This window comes from Leifsonia sp. 21MFCrub1.1 (assembly GCF_900107895.1).
Classification (GTDB): Bacteria; Actinomycetota; Actinomycetes; order Actinomycetales; family Microbacteriaceae; genus Leifsonia; species Leifsonia soli.
Genome location: NZ_LT629867.1, coordinates 1,296,384 through 1,320,238, shown reverse-complemented (window position 1 = coordinate 1,320,238; position 23,855 = coordinate 1,296,384). Strand labels below are relative to the sequence as shown.

General features: G+C 71.3%; 24 protein-coding genes. 2 read left to right on the top strand and 22 right to left on the bottom strand.

Annotation, left to right across the window (positions count from 1 at the left end):
- Positions 1-7 precede the first annotated feature (7 nt).
- The 11 genes from BLW09_RS06215 to BLW09_RS06165 form a co-directional block, all read right to left on the bottom strand.
- A complete protein-coding gene (locus BLW09_RS06215) occupies positions 8-430 on the bottom strand; it encodes a VOC family protein (protein WP_018191432.1) in 423 nt (140 codons plus the stop codon).
- Between the two features lie 96 nt (positions 431-526).
- Positions 527-931, bottom strand: a complete 405-nt coding sequence (locus BLW09_RS06210) for a helix-turn-helix transcriptional regulator (RefSeq protein WP_089909891.1) — start codon at positions 929-931, stop codon at positions 527-529.
- A gap of 53 nt (positions 932-984) precedes the next feature.
- On the bottom strand, positions 985-4,581 hold the full coding sequence (locus tag BLW09_RS06205) for a TM0106 family RecB-like putative nuclease (protein ID WP_089909889.1): 3,597 nt from the start codon (positions 4,579-4,581) through the stop codon (positions 985-987).
- Between the two features lie 125 nt (positions 4,582-4,706).
- Entirely contained in the window at positions 4,707-5,273 is a 567-nt protein-coding gene (locus BLW09_RS06200; protein WP_089909886.1) for an HhH-GPD-type base excision DNA repair protein, read from the bottom strand.
- 4 nt (positions 5,274-5,277) lie between these two features.
- Complete coding sequence (locus BLW09_RS06195) at positions 5,278-5,496, bottom strand: SCO4848 family membrane protein (protein ID WP_089909883.1); 219 nt, start codon at positions 5,494-5,496, stop codon at positions 5,278-5,280.
- Between the two features lie 50 nt (positions 5,497-5,546).
- Complete coding sequence (locus tag BLW09_RS06190; protein ID WP_231947098.1) at positions 5,547-6,491, bottom strand: SseB family protein; 945 nt, start codon at positions 6,489-6,491, stop codon at positions 5,547-5,549.
- Complete coding sequence (gene priA / locus BLW09_RS06185; RefSeq protein WP_089909880.1) at positions 6,475-7,221, bottom strand: bifunctional 1-(5-phosphoribosyl)-5-((5-phosphoribosylamino)methylideneamino)imidazole-4-carboxamide isomerase/phosphoribosylanthranilate isomerase PriA; 747 nt, start codon at positions 7,219-7,221, stop codon at positions 6,475-6,477. The genes BLW09_RS06190 and priA overlap by 17 nt, the downstream gene beginning before the upstream one ends.
- Positions 7,222-7,285: 64 nt before the next feature.
- Positions 7,286-7,939: an imidazole glycerol phosphate synthase subunit HisH gene (gene hisH, locus BLW09_RS06180; protein ID WP_089909877.1), complete on the bottom strand. Its 654-nt coding sequence runs from the start codon at positions 7,937-7,939 to the stop codon at positions 7,286-7,288.
- On the bottom strand, positions 7,936-8,538 hold the full coding sequence (hisB, locus tag BLW09_RS06175; protein ID WP_089909874.1) for an imidazoleglycerol-phosphate dehydratase HisB: 603 nt from the start codon (positions 8,536-8,538) through the stop codon (positions 7,936-7,938). Before hisB ends, hisH begins: the two co-directional genes overlap by 4 nt.
- Positions 8,535-9,683 (bottom strand): histidinol-phosphate transaminase, encoded by a 1,149-nt coding sequence (locus BLW09_RS06170; protein ID WP_089909870.1) that lies wholly within the window; start codon positions 9,681-9,683, stop codon positions 8,535-8,537. The genes hisB and BLW09_RS06170 overlap by 4 nt, the downstream gene beginning before the upstream one ends.
- A 166-nt stretch (positions 9,684-9,849) precedes the next feature.
- Positions 9,850-10,230 carry a LysM peptidoglycan-binding domain-containing protein gene (locus BLW09_RS06165; protein ID WP_218857035.1) on the bottom strand — a complete coding sequence of 127 codons (381 nt, stop codon included), beginning with the start codon at positions 10,228-10,230 and terminating at the stop codon, positions 9,850-9,852.
- 247 nt (positions 10,231-10,477) lie between these two features.
- Between BLW09_RS06165 and lexA the strand changes: the two genes are divergently transcribed.
- A complete protein-coding gene (gene lexA / locus BLW09_RS06160) occupies positions 10,478-11,158 on the top strand; it encodes a transcriptional repressor LexA (protein WP_089909867.1) in 681 nt (226 codons plus the stop codon).
- 81 nt (positions 11,159-11,239) lie between these two features.
- Here the strand turns inward: lexA and BLW09_RS06155 are convergent, their stop codons facing one another.
- The 4 genes from BLW09_RS06155 to hflX form a co-directional block, all read right to left on the bottom strand.
- Positions 11,240-11,590 (bottom strand): metallopeptidase family protein, encoded by a 351-nt coding sequence (locus BLW09_RS06155; RefSeq protein WP_089909864.1) that lies wholly within the window; start codon positions 11,588-11,590, stop codon positions 11,240-11,242.
- Between the two features lie 92 nt (positions 11,591-11,682).
- Positions 11,683-14,046 carry a 5-methyltetrahydropteroyltriglutamate--homocysteine S-methyltransferase gene (gene metE / locus BLW09_RS06150; RefSeq protein WP_089909861.1) on the bottom strand — a complete coding sequence of 788 codons (2,364 nt, stop codon included), beginning with the start codon at positions 14,044-14,046 and terminating at the stop codon, positions 11,683-11,685.
- Positions 14,043-15,023 (bottom strand): methylenetetrahydrofolate reductase, encoded by a 981-nt coding sequence (locus tag BLW09_RS06145; RefSeq protein WP_089909858.1) that lies wholly within the window; start codon positions 15,021-15,023, stop codon positions 14,043-14,045. Before BLW09_RS06145 ends, metE begins: the two co-directional genes overlap by 4 nt.
- A gap of 220 nt (positions 15,024-15,243) precedes the next feature.
- Positions 15,244-16,779, bottom strand: coding sequence for a GTPase HflX (gene hflX / locus BLW09_RS06140; protein WP_089909855.1), 1,536 nt, complete (start codon positions 16,777-16,779; stop codon positions 15,244-15,246).
- A gap of 55 nt (positions 16,780-16,834) precedes the next feature.
- On the opposite strand from hflX, the gene BLW09_RS06135 reads away from it, so the two are divergent.
- Positions 16,835-17,452, top strand: coding sequence for a class I SAM-dependent methyltransferase (locus tag BLW09_RS06135; protein WP_172824176.1), 618 nt, complete (start codon positions 16,835-16,837; stop codon positions 17,450-17,452).
- 80 nt (positions 17,453-17,532) lie between these two features.
- Here BLW09_RS06135 and dapF read toward each other — a convergent pair whose 3' ends face one another.
- From dapF to BLW09_RS06100, 7 genes are all read right to left on the bottom strand, one after another.
- Positions 17,533-18,411: a diaminopimelate epimerase gene (gene dapF, locus BLW09_RS06130; RefSeq protein ID WP_089909850.1), complete on the bottom strand. Its 879-nt coding sequence runs from the start codon at positions 18,409-18,411 to the stop codon at positions 17,533-17,535.
- A 10-nt stretch (positions 18,412-18,421) separates the two neighbouring features.
- Positions 18,422-19,396, bottom strand: a complete 975-nt coding sequence (gene miaA, locus BLW09_RS06125) for a tRNA (adenosine(37)-N6)-dimethylallyltransferase MiaA (protein ID WP_089909847.1) — start codon at positions 19,394-19,396, stop codon at positions 18,422-18,424.
- Positions 19,393-21,003, bottom strand: a complete 1,611-nt coding sequence (gene miaB / locus BLW09_RS06120) for a tRNA (N6-isopentenyl adenosine(37)-C2)-methylthiotransferase MiaB (RefSeq protein ID WP_089909844.1) — start codon at positions 21,001-21,003, stop codon at positions 19,393-19,395. Before miaB ends, miaA begins: the two co-directional genes overlap by 4 nt.
- A gap of 72 nt (positions 21,004-21,075) precedes the next feature.
- Positions 21,076-21,909 (bottom strand): regulatory protein RecX, encoded by an 834-nt coding sequence (locus tag BLW09_RS06115; protein WP_231947097.1) that lies wholly within the window; start codon positions 21,907-21,909, stop codon positions 21,076-21,078.
- A gap of 31 nt (positions 21,910-21,940) precedes the next feature.
- A complete protein-coding gene (gene recA / locus BLW09_RS06110) occupies positions 21,941-23,014 on the bottom strand; it encodes a recombinase RecA (protein WP_089909842.1) in 1,074 nt (357 codons plus the stop codon).
- 173 nt (positions 23,015-23,187) lie between these two features.
- The gene (locus BLW09_RS06105) at positions 23,188-23,412 is read right to left on the bottom strand and encodes a DUF3046 domain-containing protein (RefSeq protein ID WP_089909838.1); all 225 of its coding nucleotides are present in this window, start codon (positions 23,410-23,412) and stop codon (positions 23,188-23,190) included.
- 82 nt (positions 23,413-23,494) lie between these two features.
- Entirely contained in the window at positions 23,495-23,806 is a 312-nt protein-coding gene (locus BLW09_RS06100) for a helix-turn-helix domain-containing protein (RefSeq protein ID WP_018191455.1), read from the bottom strand.
- Between the last annotated feature and the right edge of the window lie 49 nt (positions 23,807-23,855).

The window sequence follows — 23,855 nt, the reverse complement described above, 5'->3', positions numbered from 1 at the left end:
GGTCGGATCAGGCGTTCTGCGTCGCGGGTGTCGACTGCAGGATGCGCACCATGTTGCCGGACGGGTCGCGGAAGGCGCAGTCGCGAGGACCCCACGGCTGGTCGATCGGCTCCTGGAGGACCTCGGCTCCCGAAGCGCGTACGCGCTCGAAGGCGGTGTCGAGGTCGTCGGTGCGGAAGACGATCGGGCTCAGGGAGCCCTTGACGACGAGCTGCGCGAGCGCGTCGCCGTCCGCCTGGGAGCGGCCCGCGTGGGGGTCGCTGAGCACGACGGCCGCGCCGTCGTCGCCGGCCACCCCGAGGGTGACCCAGCGGTGGTCGCCGGAGGTGACGTCCTGGATGACGTCGAGGCCGAGGGCGTCGCGGTAGAACGCGAGCGACTCCTCCGGGTCGAGGACGGTGATCTGCGAGTACTGGAGTGAAACGGTCATGAGTCGACTCTAGGAACGGGGATCGGAGCGTGCTTCTCCAAAACTGCTCAGGTGGAGAACGGGCCGATCGCGCCGCCTGTGGACGGAATCGGGCGGTCAGGCCTTCGAGCGCACCGGCCGGGTGCGCTGCTTCGCGATGCAGTCCGGCATCGCCCGGACGGCCTCGTGCTCCCGTGCGCGGTAGTCGGTCGGCGTCATCCCGACGACCTCGCTGAATTTCGAGCTGAACGAGCCGAGCGACGTACAGCCGACCGCCATGCACGCATCGGTGACCGACATGCCGGTGCGGAGCAGCGCCATCGCCCGCTCGATCCGCCTGGTCATCAGGTAGCTGTACGGCGTCTCCCCGTACGCCGCACGGAACTGGCGGGAGAAGTGCGCGGGCGACATGAAGGCGCGGGCGGCCATGGTCGGGACGTCGAGCGGCTTCGCATAGTCGCGGTCGATGAGGTCCCTGGCCCGGCGCAGGTGCGCGAGCGTCTGCAGCTCCTCCGGTGACACGGGATGAGCGTAACAGGACGCGCCGCACAGCGGCAGGACCGCCCTCGGCTCCCTCAGCCGACCGGCAGCGCCGCGGTGCGCTCTGCCCCCTCCACCAGCCGGATGAACGCGCTCAGCTCCCCCACTCCGGCGGGCGTGGTCGGGAGGAACTCCGTGAGTTCGGGCGAGTGCACGAGGTACGCCGCCCACTTCGCCCGCGAGATGGCGACGTTCAGCCGGTTCTTCATGAGGAGGAACGACACACCGCGCGGCACATCCACCGCGGACGAGGCCGCGAGGCTGACGATGGCGACCGCGGCCTCCTGGCCCTGGAACTTGTCGACCGTCCCCACCCGGACCTCCCGGTGTCCGGCCGCGTCGAGCAGCGCCCGCACCTCGGCGAGCTGGGCGTTGTAGGGCGTCACGACGATGATGTCGTCCTCCGCGAGCGGGTCGTCGATGCGTCCGGCGTCCGGGTCGCTCCACGAGCGGCCGAGCAGGTCGTCGACGAGGGCGACGACGGTCTCGGCTTCCTCCGGCGACGAGGTCGAGTTGCCCACGTGCAGCACCGGCACCGGATGAACACCCGGGGCGACCCCGCCGAGCTCGCGGTCGGACGCACCTTCGTGCGCCCGGAGCCTGCCCTCGTACGAGAGAGTGGAAACGGCGGCCGCAAGAGCGGGATGCATGCGCCGCGTCTCTGCGAGGAAGTACCCGTACTCCGCCGGCAGCACGTCGTGGCCGTCGCTCACCCAGCCGAGCGCCGAGCCGTCGACCGGCTCGGGATGCCGTCCTTGGCTGACCTGCGGCAGCTGCTGCGGATCGCCGAGCAGGAGGAGGTTCTTCGCCGCGACTCCGACCGCGATCGTGGAGGCCAGCGAGAACTGCCCGGCCTCGTCCACCACCACCAGGTCGAGGCTGCCCCGCGGGACACGTCCCGCGTTCGCGAAGTCCCACGCGGTGCCGCCGAGCACGAATCCGCGCTGCTCATTGACGCCCGCGAACTCGAGATGACCGTTGGCCGCCAGGGGCGTGAAGCGAGGTGGCGTCTCCGCGGCCGTCTGCGTAGCGGCGGCCGTCTCCGTCTCCGAGGCCGGTTCCGCGGCCGGGCCGCCCGCCGCGGCCGCCTGCTCCGGCCGGGAGCCGCCGCTCGGCACCTTACCGACCTGATCGGGGTCGAGGCCCGCCGCCACCACCCGGTCGAGCAGATTCTCGACGACGGCATGGGACTGCGCCACCACTCCGACCTTCCAGCCGTGCTCGGCCACCAGCCGGGCGATGACGTGCGCGCCCAGATAGGACTTGCCGGTCCCCGGCGGGCCCTGAACCGCCAGATAGGACCGGTCGAGATCGAGCAGGCTCGCCACGACCGCGTCGATCCGCCCGGTGCCGTCACCGTCACCGCCGGTGTTGCCCCGCTCCGACGGATCCGGAACGAGCGCGCCTGATCGTGTGCGCGGCGGTGTGCGCCGCAGCAGATCGATCGTCGCATCAACCGGCCACGTCTCGTGATGGCGCGCGATCAGCAGGGCGGTGCCCCACTCGCGGATCGCCTCGCCGAGCCGCCGGGAGTCCGGCGGTGCCGCCGGGGTGAGCGCGCTCGGCAGGTCGCGGTACGGAGCGACCTCGGGGGGAAGGGTCTCGCGGACGACGACCGAGCCGTCGTCGAGCGCGTCGATCACCGCCACCGTGCGGGCGGCCCGCGCTCCGGGCTGAGCCCGGGGCTGCCGGAACGGCCCCGGGTACTCGTAGAGCAGGTACGGCCCGGTGCGTTCGCTCACGCGGATCGCGCTCCCTGCACCCCAGGCGCCGGTGAGCAGCAGTTCGCGCCGCTCGACGCGCTGTCCCTCGTCGAGATACCAGTCGCGCAGCACGGTCGCGCTCTCCACGACGAGCACGTCGCGCGTCTCGCCCCACTCCTCGATCGGCTGGATCAGCCGCGAGAAGTGCGACTGCCAGAAGCTCTTCTGCTCGCGCCGGTGGAAGTCGATCGCCGCGGCGGCGAGGGCCATCGCTCGACGATCCGCATCGCGATGCGGGTCGAGCGGGTCACCGGCGAAGGCGAGCAGCCCCGCCCGCAGCGGCGACGCCTCGGGCGCCGCCTCGGTCTCCTCCATCGGCGCCGCGCCGATCGGGATGCCGTTCTCGGTCGCGCGGGCGATCAGCCAGTCTCGCAGGCGCAGCGTGGAGACGCAGTCGTAGCGGTTGTAGTCGCCGATGTCGTCGAGGAGCGGCTGCGCCTCCTCCAGCCGGCCGAGCGCGATCAGATCTCGTGCATTCGCGTATTCGGTGATCGAGTCGGCGCCCGTCGTCACGTCGCTCTCGCGGAGCTCGTCGCCCATGTAGAGCGGCTCGAGCTTCTTGATCGAGTACGACCGCGACCCGACGCGGACCGCCTTGCGCACCAGCGGGTACAGGTCGACCATCACGTTGTCGCGCAGCAGGCCGTCGACCTCCTCCTCGCCGACGCCGTGCCGGGCGGCGAGGGCGAGCAGGTGGGTCTGCTCGTAGGCCGCGTAGTGGTAGATGTGCATGCCGGGGTACTGGGCGCGGCGTTCGCGGACGAACGCCAGGAAGGCCTCCAGCGCCACACGCTCCGCCGCGAAGTCGTGCGCCCAGAACGCGGTGAACCGCTCCTCCTGGTCGACCAGGCCGAACAGGTAGTCGAGGTTCCACCGCTCGCCTGCGCCCTCGGTGTACAGCGGGTCGCCCTCGAAGTCGAAGAAGATGTCGCCGGGATCGGGATGCGGCAGCACCGCCAGCACCGGCGCGTTGAAGACGCGCACCGGCGGCGGGGCGTCCGGCACCGCCTGGAGCTGGAGGCGTGCCTGCTCGCGCAGCCCGTCGAGCGTGCCATCGGGGATGCCGTCGACCGGGCCGGTCGAGGCGGCGAGGGAGTCGATGGTCGCGATGCCCGCCGCGAGCAGGTGCTCGCGCTGGGTCACGCGCATCCCTGCCACCAGCAGCACGTCGCGGGACGCCTGCACCTCGGCGTCGCACGTCTCGCAGCGCCCGTCGACGGTGAAGCGCGGATCGCCCCAGGCAACCGGCCCCGCATCGGCCGCGTGCTCCGCGACGATCGTCAGCAGCCGCGCGCGCCGCTTGCGGTACACCGGCTCGATGTCGGTCAGCGAGTGCTCGCTCACCGACCCGTCGCCGAGCAGCAGCTCGACCGTGTCGTCGACATCCACGCCCATCCGTCGCAGTTGTTCCGCGTAGGCGGCGAGCTGCAGCAGCGCCGTCACGCGGGCGCTGCGGGCGAGCTTGGAGTCTTGCACGCGGTACCGGCCATTGGGCAGCCGAACGACGAAGTCGGCGAACCCGACGAACGACCCGTCGAAGAAGGTCGCCTGGAAGACGACCTCCGCCCCGCGCTCGAAGGCCTCGGACGTGCGGCGGACGGCGTCGGCGAGGGAGTCGGCCGTCAGCTGCTCGGGACGCTCGATCTCGGCGACGCCGCTCCCGAACCGCTCGCGGTAGCGCTCGAGGATGCGGTGCTCGTGCTCGTCGCCCATGCGCGACGACCGCACGTACATCGGATCGTCGATCTCTTCGGTCTTCTCGAGCCGGCCCAGCTTCACGTCGAGCGTGCGGAGGAAGGCGAACTCGCACTTCGACGCCTCGGTGAGGTCGCTGGCGCTCGTGACGATGATCCCGTCGAGCAGGAACACGGCGACCTCCCTCCGCTTCCGGGCGACCGGTGCGCCACCCGCTCTGCGAGACTACCGGCGACCACCGACAGGAGCGGGTTCTCCACAGCGGCGGCCTCCGGGACGCTGGCGGCCGCCTCCTGGGGTCACTTTCCCTTCGCCGCTGCCTTCATCGCACGCTTGTGCTCCCGGACGCGGGCGAGCGAGTCTGCGTCGACGATGTCGGCGACCGAGCGGTAGCCCTCGCTGCCGTAGTCCCCCGCCGCCTGCTGCCAGCCGGCGGCCGTCAGCCCCTTCTGCTTGCCGAGGAGCGCGAGGAAGATCTTCGCCTTCTGCTCGCCGAATCCCGGCAGCGCCTTGAGCCGTCGCAGCACCTCGGCGCCGTCCGGGTCGCCCCGGGTCCAGATCGCCGCGGTGTCTCCGCCCCAGTCGCCGACGATCGCCGCGGCGAGCGCCTGCACGCGCGCGGCCATAGACCCGGGGAAGCGGTGGACGGCCGGCGTCTGCTTCATGACCTCCGCCAGCTTCTCCGGGTCGAGCGCGGCGATCGTGGCCGGGTCGAGCGAGCCGAGCCGGTCGCGCAGCTTCGCCGGACCGGCGAACGCGGTCTCCATCGGGATCTGCTGGTCGAGCAGCATCCCGGTCAGCAGGGCGAACGGCGACTGGTCGAGGAGGGCGTCGGCTTCGGCGTCGCCGGTGATGGTGAGAGGCATGCCCTCAGCCTGCCACCAGCAGCAGCACACCCGCCACAGCGGAGAGCGCGGCCAGCAGCAGCGCCGCCCCGAGCAGCACGCCGTGCACGATCAGGAACGGCGTCGCGCGCCCAGCCGCATCTCGGGCTCGCGCGTCCGTGCGGACCCTGCTGAAGAACCGGGGCCAGGCGAAGACGTTGAAGAGGGTGTTGAGGAAGAGCACGATGGCGGCGAAGACGGTCATGGTCCCTCCAGCCTAAGCGCCGCATCCGCCCACGGACCGGCCGTGCCGCGTCAGTCCCCCGAAGCGACGAGCTGCACCCGCAGCGAGTCGACCCGGGTGGCGATCACGTCGTCCGCCGCCCACCTCTGCGCCAGGCGCGACAGGATGGCGTCCAGCTCCTCGCGCGTGAGACCGGCGGCGAGGGACAGCCGCACCACGAGCTCCTCACCGACCAGCCGGCTGCCGGGGTCGCCGGGGAGCAGCGTGACCTCGTGGACGCCGAGCTCCGACGCGATGGAGGCGCCGAAGGCCGACGCCACCTCGGCGTCGCGGTCGCTCGGCAGCCACGGCGTCCCCTGCGCGATCGCCCAGACCGCGGGCCGGCGCAGCACGAACTCGGTCTCGGAGGTCGGATCGAGCACGATCAGCTCCGTGCCCTCCGCCGCGGCGGCGAGCGCGGCCCGGCGGCTGTCGACGGGGACGGGGCGCGCGGACGGGTTCCACGCCTGCAGCGCGGTCACCGACGAGAAGACCGGCTGGACCGTGCGCCCGTCGGGACCCGCGACCGTCACGATCGAGAGCTCCTGGGTCTTGTCGACGCGCATCCCGGCGTCGGTGCGGCCCTCGTCGCCGAGTTCCGCCATCAGCGGGATGAGCAGACGGACATCGCGCAGCGCATCCACCACCGTCTCCGCTCCCGTCTCTCCCGCGCGGAAGGCGGCGAGCGCACCGAGCAGCGCGGGCGGAGCGGAGCCGTCGTCCTCGCCGAACGGATTGTCGTCGAACTCGCGCCCCTGCCACGGCTGACCGGCCGAGTCGGCGAGGGACGCGGCGAACCCGGCCAGCCGGGCGGCGCCCTCCTCGCTGGGGCGCGCGGGAGGGGTGTTCACACCGGGCGCGGCGCGGTCGGCACCATCGCCCCCGGCACCGTCGCCGCGGGCACCATCGCCCCGGGCACCATCGCCGCGGGCACCGTCGCCGCCGTGCGGTTCGGCGGCGTCAGCGTCCCGCGACATCCAGCGCCTCGGGCAGCGTGAACGCGCCGGCGTACAGCGCCTTGCCGACGATGGCGCCTTCGAGCCCCAGCGGCACCAGCTCGCGCAGCGCGGCGATGTCGCCGAGGTCGGAGATGCCGCCGGAGGCGACGACCGGACGCTCGGTGCGGTCGAGCACCTGGCGCAGCAGCTCCAGGTTCGGGCCGCGCAGCGTTCCGTCCTTGGTGACGTCGGTGACCACGTACCGTGCGCAGCCCGCGTCCTCCAGGCGGTCGAGCACCTCCCAGAGGTCGCCGCCCTCGCGCGTCCAGCCGCGCGCGGCGAGGGTCGTCCCCCGCACATCCAGCCCGACGGCGATCGCCTCGCCGTACCGGCCGATCGCGCTGGCGGCCCACTCCGGGTTCTCCAGCGCGGCGGTGCCGAGGTTGACGCGGGTCGCCCCCGCCTCCAGGGCGTGCTCCAGGGAGGCGTCGTCGCGGATGCCGCCGGAGAGCTCGATGCTCACGCCGTCGACCTCGCGGATGACCTTCTTCAGAAGAGAGCGGTTCTCCCCGCGGCCGAACGCGGCGTCCAGGTCGACCAGGTGGATCCACTCGGCGCCCGCCGCCTTCCACTCGGCCGCGGCCTCCACCGGATCGCCGTAGCTGGTCTCGCTGCCGGCCTCGCCCTGGGTGAGGCGAACCGCCTTGCCGTCCGCCACATCCACGGCGGGGAGGAGGACGAGCCGGGGCGTGCTGATGAAGTCGGTCATGTGTTCCCTCGTGTCGGTCCGCGGCGGCGGACGGGTGGAGCCGGAGTCGGCGGGGTCGGGACGGCTAGAGCGCGTCGACCCAGTTGCGGAGGAGCTGGATGCCGGCGCGGCCCGACTTCTCCGGGTGGAACTGCGTCGCACTCAGGGGGCCGTTCTCGACCGCGGCGACGAACGGCGAGCCGTGGTCGGCCCAGGTCACCTTCGGCTGGGCGAACGGTCCGGACGCCTCCAGCGTCCAGTCCTGGGCGGCATACGAGTGGACGAAGTAGAAGCGCTCGTCGCGGAGCCCGGCGAAGAGCGTGGAGTCCTCGGGCGCGCGGACCGTGTTCCAGCCCATGTGCGGAACGACGTCGGCGCGGATCAGGTCGACCGTCCCCGGCCACTCCCCCAGCCCCTCGGTCTCCACCCCGTTCTCGACGCCGCGCTCGAACATGACCTGCATGCCGACGCAGATGCCGAGCACGGGCCGTCCGCCAGCGAGACGCCGGTCGACGACCTCATCGCCGTGGGACGCGCGCAGCGCCTCGGCCACGGCGGTGAACGCTCCGACCCCCGGCACCAGCAGCCCTTCCGCCTCGAGTGCGCGCGTGCGGTCGCCCGTCAGCTCGACGTCGGCTCCCGCCGCCTCCAGGGCCTTGACGGCCGAGTGGACGTTGCCCGTGCCGTAGTCGAAGACGACGACCCGAGGCGTCCTGCCCGGAGTGCGCGCCACGGTCACAGCGCACCCTTGGTGGACGGGATGCCGCTGATCAGCGGGTCCAGCGCCTTCGCCTGCCGGAACGCGCGGGCGAAGGCCTTGAACTCGGCCTCGGCGATGTGGTGCGGGTCGCGGCCGCCGACGACGGTGATGTGCGTCGTGATGCGGGCGTTGAAGGAGATCGCCTCGAAGACGTGACGGACCATCGAGCCGGTGAAGTGGCCGCCGATCAGGTGCAGCTCGAAGCCGGCGGGCTCCCCGGTGTGCACGAGGTAGGGGCGGCCCGAGATGTCCACGACCGCCTGCACCAGGGCCTCGTCGAGCGGAACCAGGGCGTCGCCGTACCGCGAGATGCCCGACTTGTCACCGAGCGCCTCCCGGATCGCCTGGCCCAGGACGATGCCGATGTCCTCCACCGTGTGGTGGACGTCGATGTCGGTGTCGCCCGTCGCGCGGATGCGCAGATCGGTGAGCGAGTGCTTGGCGAACGCGGTCAGCAGGTGGTCGTAGAAGGGAACGCTCGTCCGGATGTCGGAGGTGCCGGTGCCGTCGAGGTCGAGGCTCAGCTCGATGCTGGACTCGCTAGTCTCCCGCGTGACCGTGGCGGCGCGATTCGTCATGCGTCCGAGTCTACCGGGGCGTTCCGGACCCTGTCCGGGGCGTCGTCGGCGACCGCGTCGTCCTGCGCGGGCCGGCCGAGGGCGGCCAGAGCCTCCAGGAAGGCGGTCGTCTCGGCCTCCGTTCCCGCGGTGACGCGCAGGTGGTGCGGGATGCCGACATCCCGGATCAGGATGCCGCGCTCGGCGAGGGCCTCGAACGTCGCGTGCGGGTCGTCCACCCCGCCGAAGAGCACGAAGTTGCTGCCGCTCCTGTGCGGCGTGTAGCCCAGCCGGGCGAGCTCCGTCACCAGCCGGTCGCGCTGACGCCGGATGTCTCCGACCGTGGCCAGCATCTCCTCGGAGTGCGCCAGGGCGCCGAGGGCGGCGGCCTGGGTCAGGGCCGACAGGTGGTACGGAAGCCGAACGAGCCGGAGGGCGTCGATGACGGCGGGGTCGGCGGCGAGGTAGCCGACCCGCGCGCCCGCGAAGGCGAACGCCTTGCTCATGGTCCGCGAGACGAGCAGGCGCGGACGACCAGGCAGCAGTGTCAGGGCGGACGGCTCGCCGTCCGGCATGAACTCGGCGTAGGCCTCGTCGACGACGACGATCCCCGGGGTGGCGTCGTAGACGGCCTCGATGGTCTCCAGCCCGAGGGGCGTACCGGTCGGGTTGTTCGGCGAGCAGAGGATCACGATGTCCGGGTCGTGCTCGCGCAGCTCGGCGACGGCCGTCGCCGGGCTCAGCTCGTAGTCGGCGTCGCGCGCGGCGGCGACATAGGCGGTGCCCGTTCCGGAGGCGAGCAGCGGGTACATCGAGTAGGTGGGCGCGTAGCCGAGCAGCGTCCGCCCCGGGCCGCCGAAGGCCTGCAGGATGTGCTGCAGCACCTCGTTGGAGCCGTTCGCCGCCCAGATGTTCTCCGGCGTCAGGTCGTGGCCGAGGTAGCGGGCGAACGCCGTGCGCAGCTCGGTGAACTCGCGGTCGGGGTAGCGGTTCACTCCGTCGACCGCAGCGGCGACGCGGGCGACGATGTCGGCGGCGACGTCCTCCGGCACCGGATGCGTGTTCTCGTTCACGTTGAGCGCGACGGGCACCGGACGCTGCGGAGCGCCGTACGGCGAACGACCGCGCAGGTCGTCGCGGATCGGCAGCTCGGAGAGAGAAGTCACCCTTCAATCGTAGTCAGCGCCCGGGCGCCGCCTCGCCAGATGACGCCCGGCGACGCAGCCCGACATCGGAACGCGAGCAGAGGACCAGATCGGCACGCGCCCGAAAGCGCTGTGCGCCACCGCCTTCCCCGGCGCCTATCGCGCCACAGCGGCGCGCAGCTCGGGGCTAGTGCGCGTACTTGGCCGGGACGGCGAGCTGCTGGCCGGGCGAGACGACGGCCGAGTCGAGACCGTTGAGGGAGACGATGTCGGCGATCACGTCGCGCGGGTCGGCGTTCGGTGCGACGCGCTCCGCGACGGACCAGAGGGAGTCGCCTGACTCCACGGTGACGTACTGGAAGCTGACATGGGTCTGCTCGCCGGTGGCGACGGCGCCGCCGCCGTTGAGGGCGAAGACGAGAGCGCCGATCACGAGCGGCAGTGCGACGAGGGCGGACAGCACAGCGCGACCGCGACGCGTGAGGCGCAGGCGGACCCGTGCTCCCTCGGGCAGTGGCGGGACCGCACGAAGGGTGGGAACCGACTCGCTGATCAGTACTGCACTCATTGTCGTGACCTCCTCAGACTCGCGGGTGCGAAGCTGTGTTCCGAATGTATCTTCGAATGTCCGAATCCGCAAGATGGTCTCAGAGCGGGAATTCGGGGACGAAGTTCGCGACACACTCGAACACATGTTTGTCTTCCCTTCCCGACGCGGATACAGTTTCGACTGTCTGAGGACATCAGATCAGGTACCACCGACATTCCTGCCGGGAGCATCCCCGCAGGACCGCCGACGCCAGGAGAGGACGCCCGTGTCGAACGAGAACCAGGCACGCGGAGGCACCCGTCGCCGCAAGAACCTGAGCGACAAGCAGCTGGCGATCCTCGATGTGATCCAGCGCTCGGTGAGCCAGCGCGGCTATCCGCCGAGCATGCGCGAGATCGGAGACGCCGTCGGCCTCTCCTCCCTGTCGTCCGTCACGCACCAGCTGAACCAGCTCGAGCTGAGCGGCTACCTGCGGCGCGACCCCAACCGGCCGCGCGCGCTCGAGATCCTCATCGACCTGCCCTCGTCGTCCCACGCCGCTCCGGACTACGAGAACCAGACGCCGGTGGGCGACGCCGCCATGGTCCCCCTCGTCGGCCGCATCGCCGCCGGCATCCCGATCACGGCGGAGCAGCAGGTGGACGAGGTCTTCCCGCTCCCCCGCCAGCTCGTCGGCAACGGCGAGCTGTTCATGCTGAAGGTCGTCGGAGAGTCGATGATCGACGCGGCGATCTGCGACGGCGACTGGGTCGTCATCCGCGCCCAGAACACGGCCGAGAACGGCGACATCGTCGCGGCCATGCTCGACGAGGAGGCGACCGTCAAGGTCTTCCGCCAGCGCGACGGACACACCTGGCTGCTGCCGCGCAACTCGAACTTCGAGCCCATCCTCGGCGACTACGCGCAGGTGCTCGGCAAGGTCGTGGCGGTGCTCCGCGCCGTCTGACCGGCATCCCTCCCGCCGAGTGGCGACAAGACGTCACCGTTCGTCCGGAATTCCGGCGACGACTCACGACTCGGCGGGCGGCTACGCCCAGCCGAGCTCGCGCAGCCGCTCGTCGGAGAGGCCGAAGTAGTGCCCGATCTCGTGCACCAGCGTGAGCCGCACGCGTGCCCGCAGGTCGTCCTCCGAGGCCGCCGACGCCTCCAGGTTGTTGCGGAACAGCGTGATCCGGTCCGGCAGCTCGCCGAAGCCGTACACCGAGCGCCGGGTCAGCGGCCTCCCGCTGTACAGCCCGAACAGGCGTGGCCGCGCTCCGTCCGGCTGATCCTCGATGAGGATGGCGACGTTCTCCAGCGGCCGCACCATGTCGTCGGGCAGCGCGTCGAAGATGTCGCCGACCATCCGCTCGAACTCCTCGTCGGGGATGCGCACCATGCGCCCATCCTCACACGCGCGGCGGCCGGGACGCCGACGGTCCCGGTACGCCGTGAGCGTACCGGGACCGGAGGTCCCCGGCGGGACCGGGATCAGGCGCTGACGGCCGCCCGCTCGCGCACCCCCCGCGTCGCCTCGATGATGTTGCGGAGCGAGGCGACGGTCTCGTCGTACCCGCGGGTCTTGAGTCCGCAGTCGGGGTTCACCCAGAGCTGGCGGCCGGGGATGGCCTGCAGCGCCGTCTCCAGCAGCTCGGTCACCTCGGCGACCGACGGCACGCGCGGCGAGTGGATGTCGTAGACGCCCGGCCCGATGCCGTGCTCGAACCCGGAGCGCTGGATGTCGTGGACGACCTCCATGCGGCTGCGGGCCGCCTCGATGCTCGTCACGTCGGCATCCAGGTTCCGGATGGCGTCGATCACCACGCCGAACTCCGAGTAGCAGAGGTGGGTGTGGATCTGGGTGCCGTTCGCGACGCCCGACGTGGCGAGGCGGAACGATCCGACCGACCAGTCGAGGTACTCCCCCTGCGCAGCCTTCTTGAGCGGCAGGAGCTCGCGCAGCGCGGGCTCGTCGACCTGGACGACACGGATGCCGGCCTCCTCCAGGTCCGCGATCTCGTCCCGCAGGGCGAGCGCGACCTGGCGCGCGGTCTCTCCGAGCGGCTGGTCGTCGCGCACGAACGACCACGCGAGGATGGTGACCGGCCCGGTCAGCATCCCCTTCACCGGCTTCTCGGTCAGGCTCTGCGTGTACGCCGACCACTCGACCGTGATGGGCGCCGGGCGCCAGACGTCGCCCCAGAGGATCGACGGGCGGGTACAGCGCGATCCGTAGGACTGCACCCAGCCGTTGCGGGTGACCGCGAAGCCCTCCAGGTTCTCGGCGAAGTACTGCACCATGTCGTTGCGCTCCGGCTCGCCGTGCACGATCACGTCGATCCCGATCTCCTCCTGGAGATCGACGACGCGCTTGATCTCGTCGCGCATCCGGCCCAGGTACTCGGCCTCGGTGATGAGCCCCTTCGCCAGCTGCGCCCGCGACCGGCGGATGTCCGCGGTCTGCGGGAACGATCCGATGGTCGTCGTGGGGAGGAACGGCAGGCTCAGCGCAGCATCCTGCGCCGCCAGCCGGTCCGCGTACGCCCCGCGGCGGAAGTCGGCCTCCGTCAGCGCCGCCTCGCGCTCGCGCACGGCCGGGACGCGCACGCCCGGCGCGGACGCGCGGTCGGCGAGCGCGGCGGTCGCGGCGGTCAGCTCCTCCTGGATGGACTCGTGGCCGTCCACGATGCCGCGCGCGAGCACGGCCACCTGGGCGACCTTCTGGTCGGCGAAGGCGAGCCACGACGTCAGGCGCTCGTCCAGCTCCGGCTCGTCGTCCACGTCGTGGGGGACGTGGAGCAGCGACGTCGACGTTGACACGGTGACGTCGGGGCTCAGCGACAGCAGCTCGGTGAGCTTCCCGAACGCGGCCTCCAGGTCGCCGCGCCAGATGTTGTGCCCGTCCACCACGCCGCCGACGAGGGTCTTGGCGGCCAGCGCGGACGCCGTCGCCGCGTCGAGCCCGGACGGGATCGATCCGCGCACGAGGTCGAGGGAGATCGCCTCGACGGGCGTGGCGGCCAGCGCGGGCAGGGCGTCGTCCAGGCTGCCGTAGGGCGCTGCGACGAAGAGCGCGGGCCGGTCGGCCGCGGCCCCGAGCGCGTCGTACGCCTCCCGCGCGGCGGCGACCACAGCATCCCGGGGCTCGTCGATACTCTCGCTGACGAGGGCGGGCTCGTCGAGCTGCACCCAGGGCGCGCCTACGGCCGACAGCCGCGACAGGAGCTCGGTGTAGACGGGCAGGAGGTCGGCCAGCCGCGAGAGCGGGCGGAAGCCCTCCGGCGCGTCGTCCGCCGCCTTGCTCAGCAGCAGGAACGTCACGGGGCCGACGATGACCGGGCGCGTGACGAAGCCGGCCGCCCGGGCCTCCTCGAACTCGCGGACGATGCGGTCGGAGGCGAGCCGGAACGGCGTCTCCTGGCCGATCTCCGGCACCAGGTAGTGGTAGTTGGAGTCGAACCACTTGGTCATCTCCAGCGGCGGGTTCTCGCCCTCGCCACGCGCGATCGTGAAGTAGCCCGCGAGATCGACGGAGCCGTCGGCCCCGGCCAGGCCGGCGAACCGCGACGGCAGCGCGCCGACGGTGACCGCCGCATCCAGCACCTGGTCGTAGAAGCTGAAGCTCTCGGGGATGGACGCGTCCGTGCGGCCGAGCCCGAGTGAGGCGAGGCGCTCCCGCGTCGCAGCGCGGAGGTCGGCGGCGGTCGCCTCCAGCTCGTCGGCGTCGATGGCGCCGGCCCAGAACGCCTCGACGGCCTTCTTGAGCTCGCGTCGGCGGCCGATGCGCGGGTAGCCGAGGATGGTGCCCGCCGGGAATGCGGGGCGGGCCGGAGCGGCGGAGGTGGTGTCGGTCATGCTGGTTCCTTCTCGGTGGCCGGGTTCGCCGGGGTGGTGGATGCGATGCCGCTGGTCGCCGGGAGGGCGCCGATGCGGTCCAGCACGGACAGGACGGCCTCGTGCTGGTTGAACGTGTACAGGTGGAGTCCGGGGGCGCCGCCGGCGATCAGCCGCTCGCCGAGCCGTGCCGCCCACGCGATGCCGATCTCGCGGCGGCCCTCGTCGGTCGGCTCGACCTCGAGCTCGATGGCGAGGTCGCTGGGCAGGTCCTCGCCGCTGAGCTCCAGCATCCGCTTCAGCCGCGCGGGGCTGGTCACGGGCATGATGCCCGGCAGGATCGGGAACGTCACGCCGGCCTCGGCCGCGCGCTGCGCGAAGTGGAAGTAGTCCTCCGCGTGGAAGAACAGCTGAGTGATCCCGAGATTGGCCCCGGCCGCCTGCTTGGCGAGGAGGGCGTCGATGTCCTGCGAGACGGAATGCGACGATGGATGCCCGTTCGGGAAGGCGGCGACGGCGATCTGCACGTGCTCCCTGTGCTCCAGGACGGCCTGCGCGGGCAGTCCGGGAACGGCCAGCTCGCCGTAGGGGGCGCGCTCCGCCTGGACGCGGTGGATGAGCTGCACCAGCTCGGCGGTCGTGCGGATGTCGCCGATCCCGTCCTCCCCCTCGGCCAGACCCTCCGGCGGATCGCCGCGCACCGCGAGGAACCGGCGGACCCCCGCGTCGAGGAACTCTCGGATCAGCCGATGAGCCTCCTCGTGCGACGATCCGACGCAGGTGAGGTGGGCCATCGCACTGACGTCGGTGTGCTCCAGGATGTACCGCAGAACGTCCAGGGACGCCGTGCGCGACGACCCGCCCGCCCCATACGTCACGGAGATGAAATCCGGACGTGCGGCGGCCAGGCGGTCGATCGTCCCCGGGAGCGACGCCGCGGCGCGGTCGGTGCGCGGCGGGTACAGCTCGAAGGAGAACCGGGCCTCGGTACAGCTCATGGGTTCCTCGGATGGTCGGACAGCGGCACAAGGGCGTCCCGCCCGCGGGCGTCGCGGGGAGGGATTCACTCGGGCGGGTGCCGGGCTCGGCTGTCGCACCACGTCAGCGGTCGCCCGCTTCGGTTGTCAGGCAATCTAGCAACGCAGAAGGCCGGGCGGAACCTCCCGTGTCATCGAGCGACACAGAAGTTCCGCCCGGCCTCCGGGCTGCGGCTCCGCGCTACGAGGTCGCGGCCACCTCGAACGGCTCGAACGCCGCGTGGTACTCGGGCATGATCCGCGCGGTCACGCGGGTGCCCTCCTCCACGTACTCGGTCGAGATCACGCGACCCCGCTCGTGCAGCGCCGAGATCAGGTCGCCCCGGTCGTACGGCACCACCAGCTCCACCTCCAGGGAGGGATCGGGCAGCAGCCGCGCGATGGCGGCCAGGACCTCGTCGATCCCTTCGCCGGTGCGGGCCGACGCGAAGATCGCGCCGGGCTCGAGTCCGCGCAGGACGAGGCGGTCGTCCGCCGAGATCAGGTCGGCCTTGTTGAAGACCACGATCTCCGGGATGTCGCGCGCACCCACCTCGCCGATCACGTCGCGCACCGTCGCCAGCTGCGAGGCCGGGTCCGGGTGCGAGCCGTCGACCACGTGCAGGATGACGTCCGAGTCGGCGACCTCCTCCAGCGTCGAGCGGAACGCCTCGACCAGCTGATGCGGCAGGTTGCGCACGAAGCCGACGGTGTCGGCGAGCGTGTACAGCCGGCCGTCGGCGGTCACCGAGCGGCGGACCGTCGCATCCAGCGTGGCGAACAGCGCGTTCTCGACCAGCACACCGGCCTTGGTCACGCGGTTCAGCAGGCTCGACTTGCCCGCGTTGGTGTACCCGGCGATCGCCACCGACGGCACCGAGTTGCGGTTGCGGTTGGCGCGCTTCGCCTCGCGGGCGGGCTTGAAGCCGGCGATCTGCTTGCGCAGCCGCGCCATGCGCGTGTGGATGCGGCGACGATCCAGTTCGATCTTCGTCTCACCCGGTCCGCGCGAGCCCATGCCTGCGCCCGCCCCACCCACCTGGCCACCGGCCTGGCGGGACATCGACTCACCCCAGCCGCGGAGGCGCGGGAGCAGGTACTCGAGCTGTGCGAGCTCGACCTGTGCTTTGCCCTCGCGGCTCTTGGCGTGCTGGCTGAAGATGTCGAGGATCACCGCGGTGCGGTCGATCACCTTCACCTTCACGACGTCCTCCAGCGCACGGCGCTGGCTGGGTGCGAGCTCGGTGTCGGCGATGACCGTATCGGCGCCGAGCGCCGCGACGACGCCGGCCAGCTCCTCGGCCTTGCCGCGGCCGAGGTAGGTGCTGGGGTCGGGATGCGGTCGCCGCTGCAGCAGACCGTCGAGCACCGCGGCCCCTGCGGTCTCCGCCAGTGCCGCGAGCTCGCGCATCGAGTTCTCGGCGTCCTGCAGGGAACCCTGCGAGTACACGCCGATCAGCACGACGTTCTCGAGTCGCAGCTGCCGGTACTCGACCTCGGTGACGTCCTGCAGCTCGGTGGAGAGCCCGGACACGCGACGGAGCGCCGCACGCTCCTCGCGGTCGAACTGCTCGCCGTCGTGCAGTCCGCCGTCGACGGCGTCGGCCTGCAGCGCCTGCGCCCGCGCGGACGCAGCCGAGCCGAACAGCGTCACCGACGCGCGATTGTCCTGCGTGGCGAGCACGCGCGCGACCACGTCGTCAGCGTCGTGGTCGCGGATGTCGGTCTTATCAGTCATTCAGTTCCCCGATCCGGGTTAACCCTAGTTTGTTCGTGTCCTGTACGGTCTGCTTATGGCCAGCGGAGATCACTACTTTTCCCCGGCGCCCGAGAGCGAGCTGAACCTGCGGCCGTTCACCGTTCAGCTCGCCGGCCAGACGTACGAGCTGGTGACGGCGAACGGGATCTTCAGCCCCGAGCGCATCGACATGGGTACGCGAGTGCTGCTGGACCATGTCCCCGCAGCGCCGCCCGGCGGTCAGTTCCTCGACCTCGGCTGCGGCTGGGGGCCGCTGGCTCTCACACTTGCTCTCGAATCCCCTCATGCGACGGTCTGGGCCGTCGACGTCAACACCCGAGCATTGGACCTGGTGCGCAGGAATGCGCAGAAGCTCGGCCTCACCAATGTAAACCCGGTGACGCCGGATAATGTTCCCGATGACGTGCGTTTTACGACGATCTGGTCGAATCCGCCGATCCGCGTCGGCAAGAACGAGCTGCACAACATCCTGGAGCGCTGGCTCCCCCGCCTGGAGCCGGGATCGGACGCCTGGCTCGTCGTGCAGCGCAATCTGGGCAGCGACTCCCTGCAGCGGTGGATCCAGGCGACCTTCCCGGAGCTGACCACGACGCGCGCCGCGACCTCCAAGGGCTACCGCGTCCTCCGCGCCCGCTCGCACGCCGACGCCTGACCCCCCGCCGTCGAGTACGCACAAATTGCACGCTCACATGGCGCGCCGTGTGCAGTTTGTGCGGACTCGACGGTGGGGGGTCAGGCGAGGTCGAGGGTGCCGGTGAAGACGAGGGCGGCGGGACCGGAGAGGCCGACGTGCTCGCCGTCCTCCGTCGCGAACATGCGGACGCCGACCGTGCCGCCCGGCACCTCCACGCGCCACTGGTTCGGCGCGCCGTTGCCTGCCCAATACCGGACCGCGAGCGCCGCTGCCGCTGCACCTGTGCCGCACGACAGCGTCTCGCCGCTGCCGCGCTCGTGCACGCGCATCCGGATGCGGCCGACGCCGTCGACCACGAGCGGCTCGTGGGGCACCACGAACTCGACGTTCGCTCCGTGCTCGGGCGACGGCTCGATGTGCGGGATGTAGGAGAGGTCGGCCGCGTCGAGCTCGGAGTCGTCGGCGACCGCGACCACCACGTGCGGGTTGCCCATGTCGATGCCGAGCCCGGGCCGCGCGACCGCGAGCTCCTTCGCGCGGACGAGCGGCTCGCCGCCGTCGAGGCGCCAGCGGCCCAGGTCGACCTGGAAGCCGTTGGTGCTGCGCTGCACGTCGCGCACGCCGGAGCGCGTGCCGATGGCGATCGTCCCGCCCTCCGGGAGCTCGGCGAGGCCGCTCTCGAGCAGGTAGCGGACGTACACCCGGATGCCATTTCCGCACATCTCCGCCGGCGACCCGTCGGCGTTGTAGTAGTCCATGAACCAGGTGGCCGCGTCGTCCTCCGCCAGCGCCGCCTCGCCCTCGGGGAGATGGGCGGAGCGGACAGCGCGGATCACGCCATCGGCGCCGACGCCGAAGTGGCGGTCGCAGATCTCGGCGATCTGGGTCGCGGTGAGCGGCAGGCGCCCCTCCGGGTCGGAGTAGAGCACGAAGTCGTTCCCGGTGCCCTGACCCTTGGTGAAGTGGATGGTCGCCATGCGTTCCAGCCTAGCGACCTGCCGGGGTGGTCTCGCCTCGGCGGCCGGTGCCCGCGTCGACCAGCGCGAGGGCGGCATCCACCAGGTCGGGCGCGTCGTAGTCGAGCCAGTGGATGCCGGGGTAGCGCTTGAACCAGCTGACCTGGCGGCGCGCGTAGCGGCGGGTCAGCTGCTGGGTCTGGGCGATCGCGTCCGCGCGGGACAGCTCGCCGCGCAGCTCGGCGAGGGCCTGCGCGTAGCCGATCGCGCGGCGGGCGGTGATGCCGCGGTCGATGCCCTGCGGGATCAGGGCGGTCACCTCGGCGAGCAGGCCGTCCGCCCACATCCGGTCGACGCGCGCGTCCAGGCGGGCGACGAGCTCCTCGCGGGGCGCGGCAAGCCCGATGACCACGCTCGGTTCGTGCCAGAGGGCCGGCTCGTCGGGCAGCGCGCCGGTGACAGAGGTGCCGGTCAGCTCGGCGACCTCGAGGGCACGGACGATGCGGCGGCCGTTCCGCGATCCGATCCGTCGCGCGGCCTCCGGGTCGCGCTCGGCCAGTCGCTGGAACAGCATCCCCGGTCCGTGCTCGGCGAGCTCGGCCTCGAGGCGGGCGCGCAGGTCGGGATCGGTTCCGGGGAAGCGCAGGTCGAAGAGCACGCTCGACACGTACAGGCCGGAGCCGCCGACGAGGATCGGCACGCTGCCGCAACCGGCGATCTGCCGGATCCGCTCGCGCGCTTCCGGCTGATAGCGGGCGACCGTCGCCTCGTCGGTGACGTCGAGCACGTCGAAGAGGTGGTGCGGGATCCCGCGCCAGTCGTCCGCCGGGAGCTTCGCGGTGCCGATGTCCATACCGCGGTAGAGCTGCATCGCGTCGGCGTTGACGACCTCGGCGCTCCCGCCCCGAGCGCGCAGAGCGTCCGCCAGCGCCAGCGAGAGGTCGGTCTTGCCCGTTCCGGTCGCGCCGACGATCGCGACGAGCGGTGGGACGGGCGCCGTGCTCAGCGCTGTCCGTCCGTCGGGTCGTAGATCGGCATCGTGCCGACGCCCGGGGAGGTGAGCGGTTCGCGCGTGCGGAGGGTGGGCAGGCCGAGGGAGACCCGGCCGGCCGCTGCGCCCGCCGCCGCGCCGCCGTGCGTCGGGACGGCGCAGGACTCGGCCTCTGCGCGGTCCCAGGCGTCGCCCGCGCGGGTGCGGCGGATGCGGAGGAGCGCGCCGTCGGCGGAGTCGGCGATGAGGTGGTGCGGCGCCGCCTGCGTGACGCGCACCGTGACGACGTCACCCGGACGCGGAACCTCCGAGCCCTCGGGCAGTTCGAAGTGGACGAGGCGGCTGTCCTCGGCCCGGCCGCTCAGCCGGCGCGTGTCCGCGTCCTTCCGGCCCTCGCCGTTGGCGACGAGCAGCTGGACCTCGCGGCCGACGAGCTTCTGGTTCTCCTCCAGCGAGATGCGCTCCTGCAGGGCCGTGAGCCGGTCGTAGCGCTCCTGGACGATCTCCTTCGGCACCTGGTCCTCCATCGTCGCGGCGGGGGTGCCGGGGCGGATGGAGTACTGGAAGGTGAACGCCGACGCGAAGCGCGCGGCCTCGACGACGCGGAGGGTGTCCTGGAAGTCCTCCTCGGTCTCGCCGGGGAACCCGACGATGATGTCGGTGCTGATGGCCGCGTCCGGCAGCTTCGCGCGAACACGGTCGAGGATGCCGAGGAACTTCTCGGAGCGGTAGGAGCGCCGCATGGAGCGGAGGATGCGGTCGGAACCGGACTGCAGCGGCATGTGGAGCTGCGGCATGACGGACGGCGTCTCGGCCATCGCGTCGATCACGTCGTCGGTGAAGGCGGCGGGGTGCGGGCTGGTGAAGCGGATGCGCTCGAGGCCCTCGATCTGGCCGGCGGCGCGCAGCAGCTTGCTGAACGCCTGGCGGTCGCCGAACTCCACGCCGTAGGAGTTCACGTTCTGCCCGAGCAGGGTGACCTCGATGGCTCCGTCGTCGACCAGCGCCTGGATCTCGGCGAGGATGTCGCCGGGGCGGCGGTCCTTCTCCTTGCCGCGGAGCGACGGGACGATGCAGAACGTGCACGTGTTGTTGCAGCCGACGGAGATGGAGACCCAGCCCGAGTAGGAGGAGTCGCGCTTGGTCGGGAGCGTCGACGGGAACGTCTCGAGCGACTCGAGGATCTCGATCTCGGCGGCGTCGTTGTGCCGGGCGCGCTCGAGCAGGCTGGGCAGCGCGCCCATGTTGTGCGTGCCGAACACGACGTCGACCCAGGGCGCCTTCTCGAGGATGACGTTCTTGTCCTTCTGGGCGAGACAGCCGCCGACGGCGATCTGCATGCCTTCGTGCCGCCGCTTCACGCCGGCGAGGTGGCCGAGGTTGCCGTACAGCTTGTTGTCGGCGTTCTCGCGCACCGCGCAGGTGTTGATGACGACGATGTCGGCTTCCTCGCCGTCGGCCGGGACGTACCCGGCCGCCTCGAGGGAGCCGCTGAGGCGCTCGGAGTCGTGGACGTTCATCTGGCAGCCGAACGTGCGCACCTCGTAGGTTCGCGCCCGGCCGTCGGGACGGACTGCCGCCTCGGAGGGCGCGATGACGCTGTGCTGTTCCAGGATGCTCATGATGGCGACAAGTCTACGTTTCCCTCCGCCCCGCGGGCGACGTGCTCCGAGGGGCGGCACGTCGCCCCGGAGCTACTGGAAGCGGACCCCGGAACCGCCGCGCGAGCGCCGGGTCGCGAACGCCGCATCCATCGCCTGCCGGACGACGTCGGACGCATAGCCCTTGCGCGCCAGGAACCCGTGCAGGCGTCGGCGCGCGGTCTCGTCGTCGTAGGTGGACAGCTGCCCGATGCGCTTCACGGCCAGCTCCGTCGCGCGCTCCAGCTCGTCGTCGTCGCCGATGTCGGCCAGCGCGGCCTCGATCAGCTCCGGTTCGATGTGACGGCGCTTGAGCTCCTGCTCGATCGCGGTGCGTCCGAGCCCCTTCCGGCTGTGCTGGGTGAAGGCGAGCGTCGTAGCGAGAGCGGCGTCGTCGATCACGCCGAGCACCTCCAGCCGATCGAGCTCCGGCCCGTAGACCTCCGGATCGATCTCGCGACGGTTCAGCAGCTGCTCCAGCTCCCAGCGCGACATGCCCCGCCGAGCCAGCTGGCGGATCGCGACCCCGGAGGTCTTGCGCGCCTGCCGGACCGTCTCCTCGTCGGCCTCCGCTTCGTCTGCCAGGGACGGCGCGGCCGGCTCCGCCCCCCAGGTGTTGTTCCACCCGGCGTCGGCGGCAGACGTCGCTCCGTCGTGCCGGGTTCCGTCCGCCGGGAGAGCCACGACCGGTCGCGCCGCGCCATCTCGCGCCGCGCCGTCTCTCGATGCCCGGCCACGGCGGGACGGATGGTCGTCGCCATCCGTGCGGCGATCGGATGCCCGCCGGAGCGGGGTCACGGGAGCCAGGTGCTCCCGCTCCCCCGCCTCCGGGGTCACGGAGCCGTCGCCCTGGTCGCCCTCCGGCGAGGACGGAAACTTCACCACCACGAGGATCCCCTCCGGGAGGCGAAGGGCACGATCACGCGCCCTTTCGAGCCTGCAGCTTGTCTTCGATCGACCCGACGTTCGACGGCTCTTCCGCCACCGCGTTCGGGTCGGCCACGATCCCCAGCTTGATCTTGATCTTCTGCTCGATCTCGGCCGCGATGTCCGGGTTGGCGATCAGGAAGTTGCGCGAGTTCTCCTTGCCCTGACCGAGCTGGTCGCCCTCGTAGGTGTACCAGGCACCCGACTTCTTCACGAGGCCGTGCTCCACACCGAAGTCGAGCAGGCTGCCCTCGCGCGAGATCCCGACGCCGTAGAGGATGTCGAACTCGGCCTGCTTGAAGGGCGGAGCCATCTTGTTCTTGACGACCTTCACGCGCGTCCGGTTGCCCACCGCGTCGGTGCCGTCCTTCAGCGTCTCGATTCGACGGATGTCGAGTCGCACGGAGGCGTAGAACTTGAGCGCCTTACCACCGGCGGTGGTCTCGGGGCTTCCGAAGAACACGCCGACCTTCTCACGGAGCTGGTTGATGAAGATCATCGTGGTGTTGGTCGAGCTCAGAGCACCCGTCAGCTTGCGGAGCGCCTGCGACATCAGCCGGGCCTGGAGGCCGACGTGCGCGTCACCCATCTCGCCCTCGATCTCGGCGCGGGGCACGAGCGCGGCGACGGAGTCGATGACGATCAGGTCGATGGAGCCGGAGCGCACCAGCATGTCCGCGATCTCGAGCGCCTGCTCACCCGTGTCGGGCTGCGAGACGAGGAGCGCGTCGATGTCGACGCCGAGCTTGCGGGCGTACTCCGGGTCGAGCGCGTGCTCGGCGTCGATGAAGGCCGCGATACCGCCCGCCCGCTGGGCGTTGGCGATGGCGTGCAGGGTGAGGGTCGTCTTACCCGACGACTCCGGGCCGTAGATCTCGACGATCCGGCCGCGCGGGATGCCGCCGATGCCGAGCGCGACGTCGAGGGCGATGGAGCCGGTCGGCACGACCTCGACGGGGGCGCGCTCATCGCTGCCCAGTCGCATGACGGAGCCCTTGCCGAACTGGCGGTCGATCTGCGCGAGGGCTGTTTCCAGGGCCTTCTCGCGGTCTGCGGGTGATGGCATTTTGCGGTTCTCCTTCGTGGGCTTCGCTACGGTTCGACTCTATGAGTGACGTCCGACACCCGAAGCGAGGGACGCGCATCTGTGGACAACCGGTTTTCGACTGCCGATGTGAAGAAGTGTAGCCAGTTCCGAACATATCTTCGAGAACCGGAATTGGCGTGTCGCGGCTCGGATCAGCGCTTGGGGGCGGGCTTGCCCGCACCGTACCAGTGCGACTGCGGCACACCGGTCTCCTTGCACAGGGCGATCCACACGTCGCGCGGAGACAGGCCGGCCGCGATGGCCTCGTTCGGCGTGCGGCCGCCGAGTTCGCCGATGACGAGGTCGGTCAGCAGCGTCTGGCCGTAGGTGCTGCCGAACTCGTCGGAGACGGCGCGCTGGAACTCGCTGAGCTTCATGTGTCCTTATTCCAGGAGAGCAGGGGGAGGTAAACGAAGGACGCCCCGCCGAGAGCGGGGCGTCCTCCTGAGCGTGCGGGGATCAGCGGGCGACCAGGTCCGAGTCCATCGCCGAGACGAACTCGTCCGGAACCGTGTCCGGAATGACCGGCTCGAGACCCTCGAGCACCGCGATCCGATCGCCGACCTCGCGCATGATGACCGAGACCGGCGTCTCCAGAGCGTCGGCCACGGAGGCGAGGATCTCACTCGACGCCTCCTTCTGCCCGCGCTCGACCTCGCTGAGGTACCCGAGCGCGACACTCGCCTTGCTGGCGACCTGGCGGAGCGTACGACCCTTTTGCAGGCGGAAGTCCCTGAGCACGTCGCCGATTTCCTGACGTACAAGAATCATTAGGAGCCTCCCTCTCTTACCCTGCCGACGTATCGATGGGATACGAATG

Coding starts and splice junctions, on each gene's coding strand:
- BLW09_RS06190 (WP_231947098.1), bottom strand. CDS start 6,491: ATGTCGCGGGACGCTGACGCCGCCGAACCGCACGGCGGCGACGGTGCC.
- dapF (WP_089909850.1), bottom strand. CDS start 18,411: ATGGCGACCATCCACTTCACCAAGGGTCAGGGCACCGGGAACGACTTC.
- recA (WP_089909842.1), bottom strand. CDS start 23,014: ATGCCATCACCCGCAGACCGCGAGAAGGCCCTGGAAACAGCCCTCGCG.
- BLW09_RS06100 (WP_018191455.1), bottom strand. CDS start 23,806: ATGATTCTTGTACGTCAGGAAATCGGCGACGTGCTCAGGGACTTCCGC.
- BLW09_RS06155 (WP_089909864.1), bottom strand. CDS start 11,590: ATGGTGCGCATCCCCGACGAGGAGTTCGAGCGGATGGTCGGCGACATC.
- BLW09_RS06195 (WP_089909883.1), bottom strand. CDS start 5,496: ATGACCGTCTTCGCCGCCATCGTGCTCTTCCTCAACACCCTCTTCAAC.
- BLW09_RS06135 (WP_172824176.1), top strand. CDS start 16,835: ATGGCCAGCGGAGATCACTACTTTTCCCCGGCGCCCGAGAGCGAGCTG.
- BLW09_RS06215 (WP_018191432.1), bottom strand. CDS start 430: ATGACCGTTTCACTCCAGTACTCGCAGATCACCGTCCTCGACCCGGAG.
- hflX (WP_089909855.1), bottom strand. CDS start 16,779: ATGACTGATAAGACCGACATCCGCGACCACGACGCTGACGACGTGGTC.
- hisB (WP_089909874.1), bottom strand. CDS start 8,538: ATGACGAATCGCGCCGCCACGGTCACGCGGGAGACTAGCGAGTCCAGC.
- metE (WP_089909861.1), bottom strand. CDS start 14,046: ATGACCGACACCACCTCCGCCGCTCCGGCCCGCCCCGCATTCCCGGCG.
- BLW09_RS06145 (WP_089909858.1), bottom strand. CDS start 15,023: ATGAGCTGTACCGAGGCCCGGTTCTCCTTCGAGCTGTACCCGCCGCGC.
- BLW09_RS06165 (WP_218857035.1), bottom strand. CDS start 10,230: ATGAGTGCAGTACTGATCAGCGAGTCGGTTCCCACCCTTCGTGCGGTC.
- miaB (WP_089909844.1), bottom strand. CDS start 21,003: ATGAGCATCCTGGAACAGCACAGCGTCATCGCGCCCTCCGAGGCGGCA.
- priA (WP_089909880.1), bottom strand. CDS start 7,221: ATGACCGACTTCATCAGCACGCCCCGGCTCGTCCTCCTCCCCGCCGTG.
- BLW09_RS06200 (WP_089909886.1), bottom strand. CDS start 5,273: ATGCCTCTCACCATCACCGGCGACGCCGAAGCCGACGCCCTCCTCGAC.
- BLW09_RS06105 (WP_089909838.1), bottom strand. CDS start 23,412: ATGAAGCTCAGCGAGTTCCAGCGCGCCGTCTCCGACGAGTTCGGCAGC.